The sequence below is a fragment of the Streptomyces sp. NBC_01317 genome, from assembly GCF_035961655.1.
GTDB lineage: Bacteria > Actinomycetota > Actinomycetes > Streptomycetales > Streptomycetaceae > Streptomyces.
In genome coordinates, this window is the sequence record NZ_CP108393.1 from 3,893,529 (window position 1) to 3,913,638 (window position 20,110).

17 protein-coding genes, 1 tRNA gene and 1 pseudogene are annotated in these 20,110 nt (G+C 66.9%); 8 read left to right on the plus strand and 11 right to left on the minus strand.

The window, feature by feature from the left end:
- Positions 1 to 10 precede the first annotated feature (10 nt).
- The 3 genes from OG349_RS16590 (at position 11) to OG349_RS16600 (ending at position 4,223) form a co-directional block, all read left to right on the plus strand.
- On the plus strand, positions 11 to 712 hold the full coding sequence (locus tag OG349_RS16590) for a sugar transferase (RefSeq protein ID WP_327235342.1): 702 nt from the start codon (positions 11 to 13) through the stop codon (positions 710 to 712).
- Positions 713 to 785: 73 nt separating this feature from the next.
- On the plus strand, positions 786 to 3,113 hold the full coding sequence (locus OG349_RS16595) for a (Fe-S)-binding protein (RefSeq protein WP_327235343.1): 2,328 nt from the start codon (positions 786 to 788) through the stop codon (positions 3,111 to 3,113).
- A 120-nt stretch (positions 3,114 to 3,233) separates the two neighbouring features.
- On the plus strand, positions 3,234 to 4,223 hold the full coding sequence (locus OG349_RS16600) for a Yip1 family protein (protein ID WP_327235344.1): 990 nt from the start codon (positions 3,234 to 3,236) through the stop codon (positions 4,221 to 4,223).
- 14 nt (positions 4,224 to 4,237) lie between these two features.
- Here the strand turns inward: OG349_RS16600 and OG349_RS16605 are convergent, their stop codons facing one another.
- From OG349_RS16605 to OG349_RS16620, 4 genes are all read right to left on the minus strand, one after another.
- Positions 4,238 to 5,026 (minus strand): calcium-binding protein, encoded by a 789-nt coding sequence (locus OG349_RS16605; protein ID WP_327235345.1) that lies wholly within the window; start codon positions 5,024 to 5,026, stop codon positions 4,238 to 4,240.
- 64 nt (positions 5,027 to 5,090) lie between these two features.
- Positions 5,091 to 5,552 carry a phosphoribosyltransferase gene (locus OG349_RS16610; RefSeq protein ID WP_442806391.1) on the minus strand — a complete coding sequence of 154 codons (462 nt, stop codon included), beginning with the start codon at positions 5,550 to 5,552 and terminating at the stop codon, positions 5,091 to 5,093.
- Between the two features lie 44 nt (positions 5,553 to 5,596).
- On the minus strand, positions 5,597 to 6,172 hold the full coding sequence (dcd, locus tag OG349_RS16615) for a dCTP deaminase (RefSeq protein WP_161308049.1): 576 nt from the start codon (positions 6,170 to 6,172) through the stop codon (positions 5,597 to 5,599).
- Positions 6,173 to 6,260: 88 nt separating this feature from the next.
- Positions 6,261 to 6,452, minus strand: a complete 192-nt coding sequence (locus OG349_RS16620) for a hypothetical protein (RefSeq protein ID WP_327235347.1) — start codon at positions 6,450 to 6,452, stop codon at positions 6,261 to 6,263.
- Between the two features lie 210 nt (positions 6,453 to 6,662).
- Here OG349_RS16620 and OG349_RS16625 point away from each other — a divergent pair.
- The 3 genes from OG349_RS16625 to OG349_RS16635 all read left to right on the plus strand — a co-directional run bounded on the left by OG349_RS16625 (position 6,663) and on the right by OG349_RS16635 (position 8,229).
- Positions 6,663 to 6,736, plus strand: a tRNA-Gly gene (locus OG349_RS16625).
- A gap of 207 nt (positions 6,737 to 6,943) precedes the next feature.
- Complete coding sequence (locus OG349_RS16630) at positions 6,944 to 7,696, plus strand: hypothetical protein (RefSeq protein ID WP_327235348.1); 753 nt, start codon at positions 6,944 to 6,946, stop codon at positions 7,694 to 7,696.
- Between the two features lie 41 nt (positions 7,697 to 7,737).
- A complete protein-coding gene (locus tag OG349_RS16635; RefSeq protein WP_327235349.1) occupies positions 7,738 to 8,229 on the plus strand; it encodes a zinc finger domain-containing protein in 492 nt (163 codons plus the stop codon).
- A 117-nt stretch (positions 8,230 to 8,346) separates the two neighbouring features.
- Here the strand turns inward: OG349_RS16635 and OG349_RS16640 are convergent, their stop codons facing one another.
- The 5 genes and pseudogenes from OG349_RS16640 to OG349_RS16665 form a co-directional block, all read right to left on the minus strand.
- Positions 8,347 to 9,513: a helix-turn-helix domain-containing protein gene (locus OG349_RS16640; RefSeq protein ID WP_327235350.1), complete on the minus strand. Its 1,167-nt coding sequence runs from the start codon at positions 9,511 to 9,513 to the stop codon at positions 8,347 to 8,349.
- Complete coding sequence (locus OG349_RS16645) at positions 9,503 to 10,306, minus strand: hypothetical protein (protein WP_327235351.1); 804 nt, start codon at positions 10,304 to 10,306, stop codon at positions 9,503 to 9,505. Before OG349_RS16645 ends, OG349_RS16640 begins: the two co-directional genes overlap by 11 nt.
- A 167-nt stretch (positions 10,307 to 10,473) precedes the next feature.
- Positions 10,474 to 10,713 (minus strand): annotated as a pseudogene (locus OG349_RS16650) (tyrosine-type recombinase/integrase); the annotation flags it as partial.
- A gap of 546 nt (positions 10,714 to 11,259) precedes the next feature.
- Positions 11,260 to 12,195, minus strand: a complete 936-nt coding sequence (locus OG349_RS16660; RefSeq protein ID WP_327235352.1) for a hypothetical protein — start codon at positions 12,193 to 12,195, stop codon at positions 11,260 to 11,262.
- Complete coding sequence (locus OG349_RS16665; RefSeq protein ID WP_327235353.1) at positions 12,185 to 12,709, minus strand: GNAT family N-acetyltransferase; 525 nt, start codon at positions 12,707 to 12,709, stop codon at positions 12,185 to 12,187. The genes OG349_RS16660 and OG349_RS16665 overlap by 11 nt, the downstream gene beginning before the upstream one ends.
- Positions 12,710 to 14,079: 1,370 nt before the next feature.
- Between OG349_RS16665 and OG349_RS16670 the strand changes: the two genes are divergently transcribed.
- Positions 14,080 to 16,089, plus strand: coding sequence for a fibronectin type III domain-containing protein (locus OG349_RS16670; protein WP_327235354.1), 2,010 nt, complete (start codon positions 14,080 to 14,082; stop codon positions 16,087 to 16,089).
- A 1,900-nt stretch (positions 16,090 to 17,989) separates the two neighbouring features.
- Here OG349_RS16670 and OG349_RS16675 read toward each other — a convergent pair.
- Positions 17,990 to 18,220, minus strand: coding sequence for a hypothetical protein (locus OG349_RS16675; RefSeq protein ID WP_327235355.1), 231 nt, complete (start codon positions 18,218 to 18,220; stop codon positions 17,990 to 17,992).
- A 260-nt stretch (positions 18,221 to 18,480) separates the two neighbouring features.
- Complete coding sequence (locus OG349_RS16680; RefSeq protein ID WP_327235356.1) at positions 18,481 to 18,990, minus strand: hypothetical protein; 510 nt, start codon at positions 18,988 to 18,990, stop codon at positions 18,481 to 18,483.
- Positions 18,991 to 19,496: 506 nt separating this feature from the next.
- On the opposite strand from OG349_RS16680, the gene OG349_RS16685 reads away from it, so the two are divergent.
- Positions 19,497 to 20,108 carry a hypothetical protein gene (locus OG349_RS16685; RefSeq protein ID WP_327235357.1) on the plus strand — a complete coding sequence of 204 codons (612 nt, stop codon included), beginning with the start codon at positions 19,497 to 19,499 and terminating at the stop codon, positions 20,106 to 20,108.
- Positions 20,109 to 20,110: the final 2 nt, after the last annotated feature.

Sequence of the window (20,110 nt, forward strand, 5' to 3'; positions counted from 1 at the left end):
GGTGTCCGCCATGGAACGACTCACGTCATGGGTGGCGGGGCGAGCGGCACGGCTCGCGGACCCCAAACGCCTCCTGGATCTGACGCTCGGCTCGGTCCTGCTGGTTCTGGCGGCGCCGGTACTGGTGGTGGCGGCACTGACGGAGGTGGTACGGGGCCGGCGGCCGGGCCGGCCCGCCTTCACCACCGACCGTCGCACCGGCCTGCACGGCCGCCCCTTCGTCCTGCGCGCGCTGCGCACCCGCCGGTTCCGCCTCGACCTGGTGTCCAGGCTGCCCCACGTCGTACGGGGCGACCTGTCCCTGGTCGGGCCCGCCCCGCTCGCACACGGCTCCCCGGCGGCGGCCGCTCCGTGGCGGCAGCTCGTACGGCCGGGTCTGACCGGTCTCGCGCAGGTACGGCGGCACTCGCCAATGCCGTGGGACGAGACCCCGCTGCTGGACCAGCACTACGTCGCGCACCACTGGATCGGCCTCGACCTCCTGATCCTGGTCCGTACGCTGCCGGCCCTGCTCCTGGTGGAGCCCCGGCCACACCCTCCCGGGCGCGCCCCGAGGCTCGTACGCGCGGCGCCCGCCCGCCGTCCTGGGGGCCGGGGAGCGGCGCCCGCCCCCCGTTCCCCGGCCCGCGGGCGCGCCCCAGCGACACAGATCACCACCCGCGCCACTACATTGCGTCGAGACAACTGGGTAACCTCAGCACGAACCGATTAAGTTACTGCTTAGTACGCGTGCTGGATCCGTACCAGTGCCGACCTTCCACCCTCGCAGTCCCGAGGAGCCCCACATGCAACTCGCCGCGATCATCGTGTCGCTGGTACTCGGCGTCGTCGGCGTGGCGCTGTTCGCCCGAGCCATCGCGCAGATCTACCGCTTCGTGCGACTCGGCCAGGACGTCCCCGCGGGCACGCGGACCGGCGAACCGCGACAGCGCACCCTGACGGTGGCCAAGGAGTTCCTCGGCCACACGCGGATGAACCGGTGGGGTGTCGTCGGCGTCGCGCACTGGTTCGTGGCGGTCGGGTTCTTCTCGCTCGTCCTGACGCTCGTCAACGCCTTCGGACAGCTCTTCCAGGCCGACTGGCTGCTGCCGGTGATCGGCGACTGGACTCCGTACGAGGTGTTCGTCGAGCTGATCGGCGCGCTGACGACCCTCGGCATCCTGACGCTGATCGTCATCCGCCAGCTGTCCCTGCCGGCCCGCGCGGGCCGCAAGTCCCGCTTCGCGGGCTCGAACTTCGGCCAGGCGTACTTCGTGGAAGCCGTGATCCTCGTCATCGGGGTGGCGATCCTGCTGCTGCGCGGGCTGGAGGGCGCGCTGCACCACGCGGACGGCTACCAGGCCGCGTACGTCATCTCGTACCCCCTGGTCGCGGCGTTCAAGGGACTGAGCCTCACCACCCTCCAGAACCTGGTCTACCTGATCGCGATGATCAAGATCGGGACGTCCTTCGTCTGGATGATCACGGTCGCGCTCAAGACCGACATGGGGGTCGCCTGGCACCGCTTCCTGGCGTTCCCGAACATCTGGTTCAAGCGCGACGCGGCCGGCGGCACGGCGCTCGGCGCCCTGCTCCCGATGACGAGCGGCGGCAAGGAGATCGACTTCGAGGAGCCCGGCGACGACGACGTCTTCGGCGTCTCCCAGATCGAGCACTTCTCCTGGAAGGGCATCCTCGACTTCTCGACGTGTACGGAGTGCGGCCGCTGCCAGTCGCAGTGCCCGGCCTGGAACACGGGCAAGCCCCTCTCCCCCAAGCTGCTGATCATGTCGCTGCGCGACCACGCGCACGCCAAGGCGCCGTATCTGCTCGCGGGCGGCGGCAAGACGATGGAGGGCGAGGAGAAGGCGACGCCGGAGCAGCTGGCCGGGGTGCCGGCCGCCGCGCTCGCCGAGGCCGAACGGCCCCTGATCGGGACGCTGGAGGAGAACGGGGTCATCGACCCGGACGTGCTGTGGTCGTGCACCACGTGCGGCGCGTGTGTCGAGCAGTGCCCCGTCGACATCGAGCACGTCGACCACATCCTCGACATGCGCCGCTACCAGGTGATGATCGAGAGCGCGTTCCCGAGCGAGGCCGGGACGATGCTCAAGAACCTGGAGAAGAAGGGCAACCCGTGGGGGTTGCAGAAGAAGCAGCGGCTGGAGTGGACGAAGGAGGTCGACTTCGAGGTACCGGTCGTCGGCCAGGACGTCGAGGACCTGTCGGAGGTCGACTACCTGTACTGGGTGGGGTGCGCGGGCGCGCTGGAGGACCGGGCGAAGAAGACCACCAAGGCCTTCGCGGAGCTGCTGAACATCGCGGGTGTGAAGTTCGCGATCATGGGCGGCGACGAGAAGTGCACGGGTGACTCGGCGCGGCGCCTGGGCAACGAGCCGCTGTTCCAGCAACTCGGCCAGGAGAACGTGGCGTTGCTGAACATGGCGTTCGGCGAGTCCGACGAAGATGACGAGGGCGCGGACGCCACCACTCGGAAGCCGAGGTCGGCGAAGCGGATCGTGGCCACCTGCCCGCACTGCTTCAACACGATCGCGAACGAATACCCGCAGCTGGGCGGGGAGTTCGAGGTCATCCACCACACGCAGCTGCTGCAACACCTGGTGGACGAGGGCAAGTTGGTACCGGTGACGCCGGTCGAGGGTCTGATCACGTACCACGACCCGTGCTACCTCGGCCGTCACAACAAGATCTACACCCCGCCGCGCGAGATCATCGCGAGCGTGCCGGGCCTGCGCAGCGAGGAGATGCACCGTCACAAGGAGCGGGGCTTCTGCTGCGGCGCGGGCGGGGCGCGGATGTGGATGGAGGAGCGGATCGGCAAGCGCATCAACAACGAGCGGGTGGACGAGGCGCTTTCGCTGAACCCGGACATCGTGTCGACGGCGTGCCCGTTCTGCCTGGTGATGCTGACGGACTCGGTGAACGGGAAGAAGAACGAGGGCGCGGCGAAGGAGTCCATCCAGGTGGTGGATGTGGCGCAGCTGCTGCTGGATTCGGTACGGGTGCCGGTGGGGGCGGTGGCTGTCGCGCCGGAACCTTCACCGTCCCCGGAGCCGAACCCGGAGCCGAACCCGAAGCCGGAACCGACACAGGACGAGGCACCGGTGCAGTAGCGGACTCCCCTGGGGTTCGCCCCCGGGCCTCCCCTAAGGGATGTCACAGCTCAGCAGCAAACCCCGCCCGGTCCCGTACCTCGTCGGCCGTACGGCTCAGGAGCGGGTACGTTCGATGACGTGGCTGGATTCAGGATCGGACGCGGCCGGGACAACCGCACCTCGCGACAACAACCGCAGCGGCAGCAGCAACAACAGCAGCCGTACGGACGGCAGGCGCCGCCCCCGAGCTACGGGGGTGGCGGCCAACCCGCTCCTCCGTACGGGCAGCCGCCACGCCCTCCGCAGCAGCAGTGGCCGCCCACGGGCGGTGGACAGCAGTACGGCGGCGGACAGCAGTACGGCGGCGGGCGCGGCGGCCCCGCCCAGGGCGGTGGCGGCGCGCACGGCGAACCGGAGTACTTCGGCGACCCGTACGGCCAGCAGCAGCCGCACCAGGGGCAGGGCGGCGGCCAGGGAGCCGACCCGTACGCCAACAACCCGGGCCACACGCAGATGTTCAGCGTGAACGAGGACCCGTACGGCGACGGCGCGGCGTACCACGCCGGCGCCGCGGCGGCCCCGGCCGGCCCGCGGCTGCCGTGGAAGGAACTGCTGGGCGGCATCGTGCTGCGCCCGGCCCAGACCTTCCTCCAGATGCGGGACTACCCGGTGTGGGGCCCGGCCCTGACGGTGACGTTCCTCTACGGCCTGCTGGCGCTCTTCGGCTTCGGCACGGCCCGCGAGGACACGATCGACGCGACGCTCTCCACGGCCGTCCCGTACGTCCTGGTGACCGCTGTGACCTTCGTCATCGGCGGCCTGATCCTGGGCGTGGTGACGCACACCATGGCCCGCCAGCTGGGCGGCGACGGCGCCTGGCAGCCGACCGTCGGCCTGTCGATGCTGATCATGTCGATCACGGACGCCCCGCGCCTGATCTTCGGCGTCTTCCTGGGCGGCGGGAACTCCCTGGTCCAGGTCCTCGGCTGGGTGACCTGGATCGCGGCGGGCTTCCTCTTCACGACGATGGTGAGCAAGAGCCACGACCTGCCGTGGCCGAAGGCACTGGGAGCGTCGGCGATCCAGCTGATCGCGCTGCTGTCCCTGCTGAAGCTGGGCACGCTGTAAGGCGTGCCCAGGGCCTACCGGACGTCGACGAAGTCACCGGCGGCACTGACCGCCGGTGTGGTCGCCGTACCCGCGAAGCTGTAGCGGAAGTAGCCGTCGGTGGAGGCGGCGACGGTCGCCTTGAGGGCGCCCGTCGAGTTGGACCTGACCGTCTTCACCGTGGTGTAGGAGCTGCTGTTCTTCTTGCGGAACTGGAGCTTGACCGGCTGGTTCGTATAGCCGTGGTACTTGTTGTCGTCCCAGTTGGCACGGGAGAGCTTGCCGGTGACCGTGACGGTCTTTCCCTTCTTCACGGGCTCGGGCGAGGCGTTGACCGTCAGCTTCGAGTAGCGCTGCACCTTGAACGTGGTGGCCGCGTCCCGGTGGATGTAGTCGGCGTCGTGGGCGGAGACCAGCGTGCCGAGCTTCCAGGTGGCCGCCGCACTGTTCCCGACGAACCCGGTCGACGCCTGCGGGTCGAAGGTCAGCGTGCCGGAGCAGGTCGACGTCGTGGCGCTCACCTTGACGCACGAGATCTCGTCGTCCCAGATCTGCGCGTAGTTCGGCTTCGGACCGAAGGCGCTGATGTACGTGGTCCCGGCGATGCCCGAATCGTCGGACGCGGTCACGGAGACCTTGGCGGACACCACGTCGGTAGTACCGACCACCACCGGCTTGCCGCCGTTGACGACGACCTTGTCGATCGTGATGTTGCCGCTGCCGCCGTCCTCCGCCTGGGCGGCGGTGGCGCCGACTGCCGTGGCGGCGAGCGCGAGGCCGGCGCCGGCGCCGAGCAGGGCGAGGTGGGTGAAGCTGACGCGCATGAACGTTCCCCCCAGGAACTCTCCGTCTGATTCAGAGGGAGCGTACGACGTCGGCCACCGACGCTCATCGCACGGGTGGCAGAACACTCCAGGGAAAGTTGATCCAGTCGTCGGTGCGCTTCCAGACGTACTCACACTTCACGAGCGACTGGGACTTCTCGTAGATGACGGCGCTGCGCACCTCGGCCACCTGGCCGACGCAGAAATCCCGGACGAGCTTGAGCGTCCTGCCGCTGTCGGCGACGTCGTCGGCGATCAGGACCCGCTTGTCCGTGAAGTCGATGAGGTCGGGGACGGGCGCGAGCATGACCGGCATCTCCAGGGTCGTACCCACGCCGGTGTAGAACTCGACGTTGACGAGGGAGAGGTTCTTGCAGTCGAGGGCATAGGCGAGCCCACCGGCGAGGAACACACCGCCGCGGGCGATGCCGAGGATGACGTCGGGGTGGTAGCCGTCGTCGGCGACGGCTTGGGCGAGCTGCCGCACGGCAAGCCCGAATTCCTCGTAGGAGAGCGATTCACGCAAACTCACAACGCCCACCCGCCCACCCGCCCGTCACCCCACCACCCTCAAACCTGAGTGCGATGAAAGTTGAGAAAGGACCGAGAGGCGGTAGGCCCGCGCTGCCCCTGATAACGGGACCCGTACCGCTCGGAGCCGTACGGGAACTCCGCCGGCGAGCTGAGCCGGAAGAGGCACAGCTGCCCGATCTTCATACCGGGCCAGAGCTTGATGGGGAGCGTGGCGAGATTGGACAGCTCCAACGTCACATGCCCGGAAAACCCAGGATCGATAAATCCGGCGGTGGAATGAGTAACGAGCCCAAGCCGCCCCAGACTGGACTTCCCCTCCAGCCGGGAGGCGATGTCGTCGGGCAGCGAGATGACCTCGTACGACGAGGCCAGCACGAACTCCCCGGGATGCAGGATGAACGCCTCATCGCCGTCCGGCTCCACCTGGCGCGTCAGATCGCTCTGCTCGACGGCGGGGTCGATGTGGGGATAGCGATGGTTCTCGAACACCCGGAAGTACCGGTCGAGCCGCACGTCGATGCTCGACGGCTGCACCATCGATGCGTCGTACGGTTCGACACGTACGCGTCCGGAGTCGAGCTCGGCCCGGATGTCCTTGTCAGAGAGAAGCACGCCCCGAGGATACGCAAGGAGCACGAGCCACCCGCAATCGGCCAACGCGCACCCCGAGCGCCCCCATACCCAGAAAAGCCCAAAACCCCTAGAAAGCGGCCCCAGTCACGCGAGTGACGACCTCCACCGGCACGGCATGCCGCAACCGCGCACACCGCGGACACCGAATGAGCCGCCCGGGCCCGATGCGCCCGGCGTCGAGCTGCTGCATCGGAAAGGTCGACGTACGGAACACATGCCCCTCGGCACAGCGAACAACGGGGCGCTCGATCAGATCCATGAGGTCCTTTCCCCAACAAACGCGGACAAAGCCCCACACTAGAGGATCAACAGAACACCCCCTCCCCGGCACTCCGCCCCCCAACCTACCGACCCCGACCCCCACCCCACTCCATCCCCGAACGCAAACAGGACCCAAGACGAAAACACGCCCGGGCCCCACGATGAGGTAGAGTATCCGACGATGCGAGGCCAACAAACGCCTCGCTCGGCGGGTGTAGTTTAATGGTAGAACATGAGCTTCCCAAGCTCAGAGCGCGAGTTCGATTCTCGTCACCCGCTCCACAGTAAAGCCCCAGGCCAGCGGCCCGGGGCTTTGTCGTTGTCTAGACCTCTCGGAGGCTGCCGTGCCCTCCGCGTGCCCCATGGCGCACGAATGCGCTGGTAGGAGGACACGCGGTGAACCACCTGCGTGGGCCCTGCCGAGAGGATCGCCACTCGTCCCCGGAAACACCTCATGCGCGACAGCGCGCTTGACTAGCGTGTGGCCGCATGACTGACGTCTCACCCGCCGGGGTGGAATTCCTTTCGTGTCTCAGCCGCCTGGAGTTACGTTTCGACTCCGCAGCCACTCTGGTCGCATCGGGTGCCCACGACGATCCGGCGACGCTGGAATGGGGCTGCCGTGCCGTCCTGCCCCTGTGGGAGCCGGACGACGAAGAGGCCGTGGCCGACAACGCTCGCCTCCTTACGCCTGGCATGTCGCTGGCCCAGACGTTCCAGGGCGAACGCCAGGAGTTGACAATCCTCACGATGTCCGGTCTCACGCTGGACCTGTGGCGCATCGGGAACGTCTACGAATCGCTGGACTCGCGCGACGCCGACTATGAACACTTCGCACCGCTCTTCGACAGGTCGGGAGATCTCGGCCTGCACTCCGACCTGGAGGAGTGCCTGGTGAGCGGTAGCCAGGTCGTCATCATCGACCGCGTGCGGATCGCTCCGGCGTGGCGTGGGCTGGGCGGGGTTGGTCGACTGTTGATCGGCCGCCTGCTCCGCTGGGTGGCCGGACACGCCGCGATCGTGGCGACCCATCCGTACCCGATCGACATCCCGATCGACATCCCGGTCGGCGAACGGGACGACGACGCGCGGGAAGCACGGGAGAAGGCCGTGGTCCAAAGCGTTTGGCAGTCCTTGGGGTTCGAGCCCTTCCGCGAGGACGTGTGGGTGATGCAGCCGCATCTGAGAGCCCACCACGACGCCGCAAGCCGTCTGGAGAAGTCATTCGCACGTCACCTCTGAGACCACTCCGCCGTCATTCGAGAGGACGAACCGGTACCACAATGAGCGAGTTCACCAACCACAAAGCGCAACAGACACTCAGCGTTCTGCGTGCCATCCATCTGGAGACCCTGAACCTCTCGTGGACGCATCCTGAAGCGACGTTGGCCGACTTCGAGCACCACTTGCGCCAACGGGTCGACTCCCTGGAAACGGAGTTGGAGGCGAAGGAAAGCGCGGCAGAGACAGCCATCTTCACCAAGCCTCTTTCAGGCCCGCTCGCCGACCCCGAACGCCAGCGCGCTTTCAAGCACCAGGAATCGCAGCGCCCTTCAGCCACCGACAGGGAGGCATGGTGGAAGCGACGCAGAGAGGTGCTGGACGAGATCAAGCAGCAGGGACTCTTGGAGGCCCTGGACTGGGAATGCCGTGACTGCGGAGCCCAGATCGGAGTGGCCTGCCAGACAGCGGGCGGCAGGACCAAAATGGAGCCTCACTTCCTACGCGCCACCGACGCCGAACTGCCCTACCGTAACGCATACGGTTTGCGGTGAGGCCGACGCAGCGGACGCGTCCTGGCCTTAAGACTACGGACTGACCCTCGTCCGTCGGCAAAGAACTGGCAGGGCTGGCAGCTGCGGGGAGGGGCTTGGCCCCTCCCCGCGGCCCCGTCAAACAAGGCTCAGCACTGGGCGGCTGTCTGGCATCCCCAGCAGCTCACGCACCCTGGCCGGCTTCCACGCGAGTTCCGCCGCAAGCGCACGTATCGTCAGTCCCGTTTCACGTTCTGCCAGTTCGAATGCCTTGCTGAGCATCACCGGCTGCTCGCCGGGGTATCCGCGTACCGATTGCGGGGCGAACCCGGGCTGCGCGCTGAGTCCTCGTAGCCGCTGGTACGCGCGGCTGATCGTCGCGTCAGAGACGAGCCCAAGTTCGCGGTACCGGTAGACGAGCGAATTCACCGACACGCCCCAGGTCTGCGACAGGCCGGCCAACTGTGCAAGGTCCACTCTCTGCGGCAGCAATGGGTGGATCGACTTCTGAGGGGTGAGGAACTCGGCAGCGAACGCATCTGCCTCGCGCTCCGAGCGGACGTCGCCGGTGGCACCCGCGTGGAGCACCAGGTGGCCGAGTTCGTGGGCCGCGCTGAAGCGGTATCGGTAGACGTCGTCGGCGCGATTCGGTGTGAGAACGACAACGGGTCGCAACAGCCCGGAGCTGGAGAAAGCATCGACTTTGGCTGCGGCCTTCTCAGCTTCCGCAGGCGCCACCACGATGAGGCCATTGGCTTCCATCCGGCGAACCAGATGGCGCACCGGGCCATCACCCAGCCCCCAGTGATGCCGGAGCGCACGGGCAGCACCGACGGGATCTTCAGGTAGCTCGGCGCCGGGACACACCTCGCCTCCCGTGAAGCCGGGAAGGTTCACAGGAGGAAGTTGCACCCGCTTCTCCAGCGCGTGAGTGAGCTCCCAGACCTGTTCGACGAAGCCGAGGGCCCGCTCTCGCTGCGCCCCAGATGTGGAACGCAATGCCCGAAAGTGAGCCATGGAACTGTCCACCTTGCCCATCGGGCGGCCCGCGACGAAGAACTGGATGGGCACGTCCAGCACGTCGGCAAGCCGAGGAATGAGCTCAGGGCGAGGGCGGTTGGTCCCCGCCTCGTACTGGCCAACAGCAGCTGCCGACACGCCTATACCGTCCGCGACCTCGCGCTTGGTGAGCCCAGCAAGGCGCCGTGCCTGCGTCAGCCGGGGTGCGTGGAAACCGTCCCAGACCGCCCTGGGCGAAGTACCGCCCAGACTCGTCCCCGGCAGTAGTGGTTGCTCAATGTCCATTGTCCTCAGCGGCGTTGACGAACGCGTCGTATTCGGTCTCACTCTGCGGCGGAGTTCCCGTGGCACGGGCCGCCTCGCTGCGTGTGGAGAGCGCAACCTCAGGAAGATCACCAGAGGCAAAGTTATCCCCTGCGCGCTGGTTCGGTACAGCGTAGATGCGACTCTCGGCACCGGTCGTGAGGAGAGACTTCTCGGTCACCCACTGCAGGTTCCCAGCGTCGTCCAGGAGATTCGCCTGCCCCCACCAGGCGCGCTGCAGACCACTCATGTTCATCTCGTACGGGATGAGGACCAGGCCAGGACGGGGGTCCCTCTGTGCAAGATCGGCCAGCGATCGCCGAAGAAGCAGCTCCGGGCCTTCCACTTCCACCAAGGGATCCGCGACCCATCGCGGTGTCGGCGCATCGGTGAGGGCGAACAGCTCACGCATGACGAGAGACAGCTTCTTCGGCCACTTGTCACCGGGCTCGAAGCCGTCGACCGAATCCACGCGGTAGGGGCAGAGGATGGTGTTGTGTACCAGGACAAGCTCGTAGAACGTGCCGGGCTTGATAAGTTCGGTCCCCGGGATGCCGAGGTCAAGCACGTGTTCAGCGATCCGGTCGTACTGATTGGTCATGCGCGCCGCCCCTGCGGCGAACTTGTACTTGGACCGACCAGCCACATGCGACTCGAGCATCGCCGACTCCGTGTCGAGAAGCCCCATCTGAATCGCGAGTCGAAGACCGGCGACATCCTCCCCGAATCGACCACTGGCCCAGGACGGCATAGGTCCGTCGACGTTCGCGTCCACGCATCACTCCGCTCCACAACAGCTTGCGTTATCCCTAGGATGATACCGCAGGAACTTTAGTGGATCACGCGAATCTTGCACTTCCGTCAGATCTTTCAAGTCATCAGGCCCCCGGAGCCTGGACTACAAGGGCGCGCAGTGTGGCACCGCACGCCCCTGCGGCCAATTCAGGCCTCGCGCACCGGAGGCTGGTCCGCCCGCTGGCGGGCGGCCCTGACACGGGCATCGATCCCCCCGGCGACTTCCCGCTGCCGCTCTCCGTCAGAGTGCTGGTAGATCAGCGCTGCCTTCTCCGAGGATTGGCCGGCGCGAACCATCGTGTCCTTGAGCGTGGCGCCCGACTGGGTGGACAAGGTGTGGCCGGTATGACGGAGGTCGTAGAAACGAAAGCCCTCCGGCAGGCCCCCCCTTGGCGCGCGGGCCCTACAGCCGCGTTCCAGCGTCTTCCGCCCTCAGATCCGTCAGCGTCTCACCGCCACCGGCTCCGAACCGGTCGCCGTTCGGCCAGGCAATCCGTGGCACCAGGCCACTGTAGCCACCAGGTTTCGCGATGCTCCTGGACACGGTGCTCACCGCAGTAGCCTCGCGATGCACGGAGGCGCTCGCCATGGTCCTCGCCGAAGCGGAAGCGGCGGGACACAACGCCGGCACCATCCTCTACCAAGCACTCGGTCAACGCCCCCCGGTCGATGCGCGCAGCGCGGCACGCGCACTGACCTGGTGTGTCCGCCGCCCCGGCGAGCGTCCCGCTCCGAGTCCCCGAGCTCAGACAGCCAGGGCACGCAGCGTCACGCAACGCACGCCACACCCGGCAGAACCGGGCCGCCCGGCAGTGACCTCCCCGTCGCCGCAGGCGTCGTCGGGAACAGGGTGGCTTTGTTCAGGAGATCGGGACAACAGATGTCGACCACTTCGGAGGCACGAGCGCCCGGCGCTTTTCGATTGCCAGACGGCTAGAAGAGGTCCGCCGAGGTGCCCTGCGTGAGATTCTCGAGGATGGTCCGCAGCCACGGGCTTCGCACGGCTGGCAGCCGGACCAAGGTGTACCGGAACGTTTCCCGGTCGGCCCGGAACAGGTAGTTGGGGCGCGGCGGGAGCGGGTCGTCGCGGAGTACGTCTTGGGGTATGCGGCCTGAGGCGGGAACCGGCAAGTAGGGCTGGGGGGAGACCAGCCACAGCCACACCCCCAGCGGCAGGGGCACCAGGTATGCCGACGCAGCCGGGCCGGCGGGCGTCCAGGTCTGGCCGGTCTGGGGATGGACCGGTACGAGGAGGATGTCGGCGCCCGCGTTCGGGGATTCCTGTCCGGGGCCGGCCAGGACGGCGCGCCGCTTCGGGGGGCCTGCCGGCAGCAGGGCGTCGAGAGCGCGTTGGAAGAGGTCCGCGGTCAGACCGCCCGGGACCTTCACCGGCTGTCCTTGGGAGGCAACCAGCAGGTGGGCGAGCGCCTGGCCTGCTGCTGCCTCCCACTGCGGGCTCCACGACCAGTAGTGGTTCGACCCCAACCGCCCTCCCCACGTGGCAATCGGCTCGAACGGAGCTGTCTTCTCGCCCTTCTCTGTCAGCTCCGCCCAGGAGAGGGGCGCAGCGTGGATACCGTCAACGGGCACGCGGTGCACGGCGTCGGGGCTGAGCCGCACTGCCTGCCAGAGCGAGCAGTCGTCGACCCTGGTCGCCACGGGGAGGCCGCATGTCGTGCAGGCCATGTTGGGCCCGTCGGCTCCGTCGAGGCCGCAGCAGGCACCGCCGCGCTTCTCGGGAATCAGCCGGGTTCCACGGATATCACCGGGCGCGATGACACTCGCCCAGGGGGTGCTGTCGGACAGGGCGTAGACCGGCGCGTAGATGCCGTGTGCCTCCGCCCCGTCCGGATCGATCTCACCCCACATCCGCCATGGCCCTCCCCAGGGGTCCGGGTCCACAGCAAACGTCCCGGACTCCATGAGCACCGGAAGCTGGGCACCGTTCCCGTACTTCTGACGCGCGTGGACTGGCAGTGAGACCTGAGACAGCGGGGTGGTCAACTCGACGCCGCATCCAGCGCACACGAAAAGGAACAAATGTCCTCCGCCTGGGAAACAGGCGCATCCTCGCAGCTCGTCGGCAGCCGGCCAACACGTTTTCTCGTCCATGGCGGGAACGACACCGGCACTTGGCCTTGATGCCGAGCCGTTGTGGATACCACTCCTTGATCTCCCCCACCAACCACCGTGCAACGCTCCTGCCACGCTGCTCTTCCGCCACGTACAGGTGGGCCAGGCGGATGTGAGCGCTCCTTATCGAGAGCCCGAACAGTGCATAGCCGATCACCTGTTCCGCTTCAATCGCTACTAGCAGCCCACCGTCGTCCGCCGCCTTGTAGTACGCGGGAGGTTTCAGGGGCCCCAATGTCTTGATCGGCACTACTCCCCCTCCGGAAGGGCCGACCGAAACCAGCCTCAAACTCCCCAGTACGTACGGGACAAGCTGATCGCAGTGGAAGCCGTCCCTCAAGGGGCCACCGAGGGCGCATGGTTACTGTGGCGGTAGCCCCAACGCGACTGCTGGCGTCGCGTATCCGATCGGTTTGACTTCGCCACCGTGTCGTCGGGTAGAGCGTGGTATCAGCGTGGCGCCTCTTGATCAATGATTGTCATTGCGCTCTCTTACCACCCGAAGCGATGGAGATCCGGTGACTGCACCCACCCGGATCTTGCACAGGTAGTAGACCAGCTCATCTGGATGCGCCGTGACCCTTGCTAACCGCCAGGCATCGTTGAACGTAGGCGGAGGCACGCGCCTCAATCGGATGGCCACGGCCCGCACGCTCGTAATGGGGGCAAGTACCGCTCGAATCAGAATCAATCCTGCCCATCGCTGCTGCCTCACCTCAGGCAGGGGTCATACCATTGCCGAAGCCATCCGGATCGACGTACAACCGCAACGTCTCCTTGAGTGCTGCCACTGCGGCACCCTGCCGAGTAACGAGTGCTTCCAGGGATGCACTTCGCGCCTCAGCATTCGCCTTGGCCTTCTCCAACTTCTCAAGCCGAGCGGCCATGCGCTCTGGGGTCGACGGTCCGGACCCAGGCCGCGGCGTCGGGATTCCACGCTTCGCCCTACGGCTCTTCACCCAGTTCTGGACAGTCTGCCGCGGCACTTCGCATTCGTCGGCGACCTCCCGGATGGTGCGAGCACCGTCGATCACGCCCGCCTCCGCACCCACCGCAATGAGCACGACCAGGAGCTGCGGGCCCACGGCCCCCGGCAACTGCCGACTCCCGGCATCCACTGCGAGCTACACGAGTACGTGGTCCTGCGATCCGGCGGTTCCACGCTCCGCTCCGGGTGCTGTTCTGCGTCTCGTACCCCCCCCTGCCGGGGGCCAGCCCCCACCCCAGCCTTCAGTGCGGTACGCCAGGGTCAGCCGAATAGGTCGTCGACGTGGCCGATGGACCTTGCTGGTTGAGCAGTATGTGCCGGGCACCGACCGGACGAGTCCGGGACAGCGCGGCCCAGCAGGTCCTGGACCGCGTCGGCCGCGAGAATGTGCGCCTGCGTCTCGTGCTGTGCGGCGGCAACACGACGACGGACGTCATGGGGTGGGCTCGGCGGGTGGCACCGTGAGCTTCCGCATCCGCCATCAGACAATGATCTACATCCGATAGTATCGCGCGACCTGATCGACGCCGGGCCGACCGTGAGCCCGGGCGTCTCCGCGTGTCTGAAGGGCCCCTGCGACTGTGACAGTCCGTACCCGCCGTGCGACTCTGGTTACCGCCGGAAGCGTTCTTGTGGCCAGCGCCTTCGCCACTGCCTCTCCGGCCGCCGCCGCCGTGACCTGCGCCTCCCCCACGTGGAAGGCCCAGTTCTATGCCAACACCACCTTCAGCGGCACGCCGAAGCTCACCGCGTGCGACTCCGTGATCGACGAGAAATACGGCACGGGTGACCCCGCCGGCGTCACGCTGCCCCGGGACAACTTCAGCGTGCGCTGGACAATGAGCCGCAACTTCGGCTCCGGGGGCCCGTTCTCGTTCACCGCGGGGGCACAGGACGGCGTGCGTGTCTACGTCGACGGCGTACGCAAGGTCGACATGTGGAAGAACGTCTCCAGCACCCAGAAGAAGACGGTCAACGTCACTATCCCCTCCGGCGCCCACACCATCCGCGTCGACTTCGTTGCCTGGACGGGCTCCGCCAACGTCAAGTTCTCGTACGGCCCCCGCACCCCCTCCGCCGTCGACAAGGTCAAGCCACTCGCTCCCACGGGCACGAGCGTCGCTTACAGCACCAACACACTCAAGGCGACGGTCCGCTGGTCGAAGAACGCCGAGATGGACCTCGCCGGCTACCGGATCTACCGCCGCTTGGCCGGAGCGAGCGAGTACAAGCTGGTCAGCGGATCCAGTCTGCTGACCGGGACTTCCTTCACGGACACCCCGCCCGCCACCGGCCAGTCCTTCTACTACGAGGTCCGCGCCCTCGACAAGGCGGGCAACACCTCGACCGGCAGCACCGACCAGAAGGCCGTCACGCTCGACCGGACCGTACCCGCCGCGCCCAAAGGCGTCGACGAAAACTGGGCCATCGGCCCGGTCACCCAGGTCCCGCTGTCCTGGCCCGCCAACACCGAGCCTGACCTTGCCGGGTACCGGGTCTACCGGTCCACCGCCCATCCCGTCGTCGTCACCGCCGCAAATCGGGTGAGCGGCAGCGCGCCGCTCTCGAGTTCCTGGTACACCGAAACGCCACCGCCCACCGGCGCCGACTACCACTACGTCGTCACCGCCGTGGACACCAACGGCCACGAGTCCGCCCCCTCGGGGACGGCCAGCTTCTCCACCTTCGACAAGACCGCTCCCGCGAACCAGGCGGTCCAGCTCCAGGGCACCGGCGGCGAGGCCGGCGTCACCTTGAGCTGGGCCCACTCACAGACGCCCAGCCCGGACTTCGCGGGCTACACGATCTGGCGGTCGACGAAGCCCCGCTCGTCCGGCGCCCGCGGCACGGCCATCTGGGGCGGGGTGCTCAACACCACGTACACCGACGCCAACGCCGTACCCGGCACCACGTACTACTACTGGCTGGACGCCTGCGACAGGTCGTACAACTGTGCCGCCCCGTCCGCCGAGGCCCAGGTGGTATTCGCCGCCGACACCACCCCGCCGGGCGCAGTCACCGGGCTGACCGCACAGCCACGCGAGAACGGCGTCCAAGTCCAGTGGGACAGGAGCACGGCCGCCGACGCCGACCACTACGAGATCTACCGGGGCAGGCTCGTTGACGGGCAGTGGGCCTACACCCTGATCGTCACCACCGGACGCTCGGTCGACAACCCCAGCCTCCAGTACCTGGACCAGACACTGCCGGACGGCGAGTCCGCGCGCTACAGCGTGGTGGCCGTCGACCGCTGGGGCAACAAGCGTGCGCCGCACGAGGCGGCGGTGACGCCTGAGTTCACCGAGCTGGACCTCCGCCCCACCGTCGCGCCGGCCCCGGGCGGCGTGATCACCGATCTCCAAGCCACCAACTACGGCTGGATGCGCTGGGACCTCGCGGCCGACGCCAACGAGCAGGGCGCCAGGGCCAGTGGCTTCCACGTCTACCGCTGGAACCGCGCCGGGGGCGTCTTCGAGCGGCTGACCGCCGAGCCGGTGCCGTACGACCCCGCGGACACAAGTCTGGTGGAGTACGGCGACTACTCGATGCCGCGGAGCACCACCACCTTCTACCGAGTGACCGCCATGTACGAGGACGGTACGGAATCCCCCGCTTCGGAGACCTACAGCGTCGCCTGGTAGACGCCGTCGCACCCGCACAACCACGTCACGGTTCCCCCCTTCTGCACCGAGTGCTCCTCACCTGCGGCTGACTCCGACCTGCCGCAGGTGAGGAGCACTCCGCGTACTGATCGCGCTTCCCTCCGACGCACCATTCGGACGCGCACCCGCACCCCGAACTGAGCCTTGCCGCAGGCGAACACCTCTCGATCGACCGTTGACGACGGCTCCTTGCGCCGTATGAAGTCAACGGCACGGGGATGACCGACTACGACCTCCCCAGCTCCGCAGACGTTTGTACAGAGATGTTGCTCAGAAGGTGTCCGGCTTACATGTCCGCTTGCCTCCGAGCGGCGCGCGAAGAGTTCCACGACAATGCGGCGAAGGCATCCGTGTCCCTGTCTTTCGGTGGCTCGGAGGGAGATCTCCTGACCCCGAACGTCACCTTCTGTACCCCTCTTCTGTGCCACCGGCGGCGTCGGCGTCGGGGTCGTCCATGGGATGCGGTGCGGGCCGGACCGTTGCCGCATCCCATGGACGCCTGGTCAGTCGAAGAGTCCTTCGACGACCTCTTCGGCGACCTCGCCGCCGATCTCTTCGGCCGTCTCTTCCGCGATCTCCTCGATGAGTTCCCCGAAGATGTCGTCCATGTGTTGAGTCCTTCTCGTCGGCGTGGCTGACCCGTGACACGCGTGAGGTGGCTGCGGGGTCCTGAGCATCCCTTCAACGTGCCGTTCGTGGAGGGGAGTTCCCAGAAAATCTTCCTTGTTCGGCGGCAACCAGGTCCGCCGGACCGCCACGCCGGCTGACCTCCGTGACCTGGCCGGGGTGGTGCGGCGTCCCGTTCGGGTTCGAGGGAACCTCACTGTGGGCCGGCCGTGCCACAGCGTGCCGGTCGGACCGGTGCACGACGGTCTCGAACGGCAAGGACAAGGCAACCCGCCAGCGTCCCTGAATCGCAATTTCCACAGGTCAGATAGGTCTCGGCAACCTAGTACCGGACGATTCCCAAGCTCAGAGCGCGCGTTCGATTCTCGTCACCCGCTCTTGATCGAGGCCCCAGGTCATCGACCTGGGGCCTCGTTGCTGTCTAGACCTCTCACGACCTGCCGTGCCTTTCACGTGCCGTATCCCAGGAGAATGTCCAGCTCAGAGGACACGCGGCGCACCACCTTGCACCACCTCGGGCGGCACGCGGGTCCGACGACAGGACACGGTCCGTGATCCGGGCTGGCGGCTGGGGCGAACGCAATCCCCTCCGCAGCAGCACCAGGAACCGCCGTATGTGGGATCCACGGCGCATAGCCGAGGAAGGCGGAGAGCGGAGTGGGCAACGGCGTGTAACGGTGTCGCTGTGGCATACGAACCGCATCTCGAGCGCGGTGTCGGGCCAGGTGACAGCAAGGCCATACACGATCAGTTTCGCATAGAACCCGCGGTTCTCCTCGGCGAGGGCCGCGTAGTTGTCCTGGCCCAGCAACACGGCCATGGAGAAGTTGCGTGGGTGGTACCCGGCGCTCGAATAGTAGACCTGGTTACGGGTCGGCCAGCCCTCGGCGGTGGACCTCCAATGCGGCAACAGGCCGTGCCGGCCCGGGAACCAAAAGCGGGTCGGCCGGTCGATCGTCTCGCCCCTGACTTTGGTCTGGAGAACTCGTATCGGGGACGCAAACCATGCGCGACCTGGTGACTTTCGAGGAAGTGCGACATCGCGGTCACGGAGACCATACCTCCGCACAGTCCTCGGGGCTGGAGAGGAGCAGCCGATCTGTCTGCGTGAGCACCGTCGACAGGTCGCGTACGCCTTCCAGGAACCTGGTCAGTGTGTCGTCGACGGAGGAGTGCTCCCCGGGCCGGCCCGGCCCGAACATGGCGTGTCCCGCGTCGGTCCAGCCGGGGCGGGTCAGTACGCGCAGCCCCTTCAGGACAGGAACCGCCCCTCGTTCTTCAGTGCGTGAGAGACCGCGCAGGCGTAGCGCAGATATGCGAGGCGTGCAGCTCCGCCCACGTCGTCCGCGCGCAGGGCGGCAACGACCACGTCGAGCACCCGATCGGCACCGTAGTCGTGGACGAGGTTGGTGGTCCTGAGCCACTCGCGGCCGTGGGGTCTGCGTTTGCGGCCCTTGCCGGACCAGGCGATCCCCTCATGCACGAAGTGCAGGCGGTCGAGCGTACTCGTGAGGCATAGGCGGTAGGGAACCGTCTCGCAGCGTCTCACGGTCGAAGAAGACACTTTCCCCGCCAGCCGGTGTCGTGCTCGACCGGGAGTTGATGATGATCCGCTTGCCGGTCAGGGCCGTGCCGTCGGGGAATGTCTGGGAGAGATCGTAGTAAAAGTCCGCCCACCAGCCGGAATCGAAGGGACCGTGTGCGGCGGCCTTTGCGAGCCGTTCCACCCTGAACGTGAGCTTCTCAGTGGGCGGTTCCCATCGCGTGCCCACGGCCTTGGCCAAAGCCATCAGCCGATCCAGCCGAACAGGGTGGAGCTTCGCGTCGATGAGATCCGTGACTCCGTTCGCGGCGGATCTGTTCGCTCATCGGCAGAAAGGTGTGGAGCCGCCCGACGCTGAGGGGGTCTGCAACCGGGACGGCCACCCGAACCTCGGCCTTCTTCTCCCAGACCGTCCAGTCACGCCGCATCACTCCCTTCTCCACCAACGTGGCGATCGCCTCGCGGGCACGGCCAGCGTCAACCTTGCCGCTCACGACGATCAGTCGCAACCGTCGACGGAGCGTGACCTGTTGCACTTTCAGACCCCTGGAGTTGTGCAACTCCTCCACTTGCTGGTCGTGTGTCCTGCGCTGGGTCTTTCCCGCGCTCCGCCATATCACGCCGACCCGTTCCGAACGGTCGAGGAACAGCTCGAACCGGGCCTTGTCGTCCATGAGTTCCCGCAGCTGGGCCTCGGGTACGTTCTCCACGAAACCGGGACCTTCAGCGTGAGCAGGTTCTCCCTCAAGTAGGCTGCGAACCCGGGCCGTTCGGGATCTTGGGCATGGACTTCGCCGATGGCTTCAAAGATGTAGTTGACAAGATTATGAGCGGTGAGACCGTCTACGTCGTGAATAGCCGCTCGTGACTTACTCCTTAAACGGCTCGCTTGTCAGCGGAGCTCATAGTTCGGAAGAGGCTGACGTACCAGACGCACACCAGCAGGGCCGGTCAATGGCACATCGGTGGAGCTTCGCGAGCACACCGCTTCATGGCCCTGAACGCGATGCCCCTCGTCGTGCTGGCCGAGGCCTGAATTGCCGAGCACGGAGGTCAGGTCCTGGAGTGGTGCTGTCGACGTTGTCACACCGCCCACCACCCCATCGACACTCCCGCGCTGCGCTGGGGGCTCCTGCATGGGGTTGTCACACGTGACTGCGATCATCGCGCTAGTCGGCGTGAGTACGTCAGTAGGGCGAAGCAGGGGTGGGTTCACATGGATACATGGCGAAGGCTTTCCGCACTGGTCGAGGAGCGGCTGACAGCAGCGTCGTCCGGTGAGCGGGGCGTTTTCGCAGCTGGAGTCGCGGAGCGCCTGATGGGTTGGCACGAAGCCCTGCCGGCGGACGAGCAGGCGCCGTTCACCGTGAGCCTGCGGCCGCTGCTCGATTCGGTTTGGCAGGGTGTGCTCGGCGACTCGACGGCCTTCTCCGCCGTGAAGCGTGGCGTCGCCGAATACATGCTCAGCGAGTACTGCCACAACGACGGCCAGGACGGCCCTGACGACGCCGACGAGTCGGCCGCTGCGGCGGCGTTGCACGCCGCGCATGCCTACCTGTTCGCCTGTCGGGAGTTCGCCATCTGGACCAGCGGCCGGGCAGTGGAGGCCGTCGACCAGCGTCTTCAGTATCTGGCTGAGCAGGAGACCGACGAACTTCCCGTTGACCCGGACGAGGCGCTGGTCTCCGAGTTGCAACGGCAGCTACGGGATCTCGACCTCATCGCATGTTTCTCGAACGATCTTCGATACGTCCGAACAGGACTGCCCATCGACACGTCCATCCGGCTCCGCGTCGAACTGCGCACCCCTCTCTCAAGGCGGGATTGAGC

Coding starts and splice junctions, on each gene's coding strand:
- OG349_RS16590 (WP_327235342.1), top strand. CDS start 11: ATGGAACGACTCACGTCATGGGTGGCGGGGCGAGCGGCACGGCTCGCG.
- OG349_RS16595 (WP_327235343.1), top strand. CDS start 786: ATGCAACTCGCCGCGATCATCGTGTCGCTGGTACTCGGCGTCGTCGGC.
- OG349_RS16605 (WP_327235345.1), bottom strand. CDS start 5,026: ATGCGCGTCAGCTTCACCCACCTCGCCCTGCTCGGCGCCGGCGCCGGC.
- OG349_RS16620 (WP_327235347.1), bottom strand. CDS start 6,452: ATGGATCTGATCGAGCGCCCCGTTGTTCGCTGTGCCGAGGGGCATGTG.
- OG349_RS16630 (WP_327235348.1), top strand. CDS start 6,944: ATGACTGACGTCTCACCCGCCGGGGTGGAATTCCTTTCGTGTCTCAGC.
- OG349_RS16635 (WP_327235349.1), top strand. CDS start 7,738: ATGAGCGAGTTCACCAACCACAAAGCGCAACAGACACTCAGCGTTCTG.
- OG349_RS16640 (WP_327235350.1), bottom strand. CDS start 9,513: ATGGACATTGAGCAACCACTACTGCCGGGGACGAGTCTGGGCGGTACT.
- OG349_RS16660 (WP_327235352.1), bottom strand. CDS start 12,195: ATGTGGGGTGAGATCGATCCGGACGGGGCGGAGGCACACGGCATCTAC.
- OG349_RS16685 (WP_327235357.1), top strand. CDS start 19,497: ATGGATACATGGCGAAGGCTTTCCGCACTGGTCGAGGAGCGGCTGACA.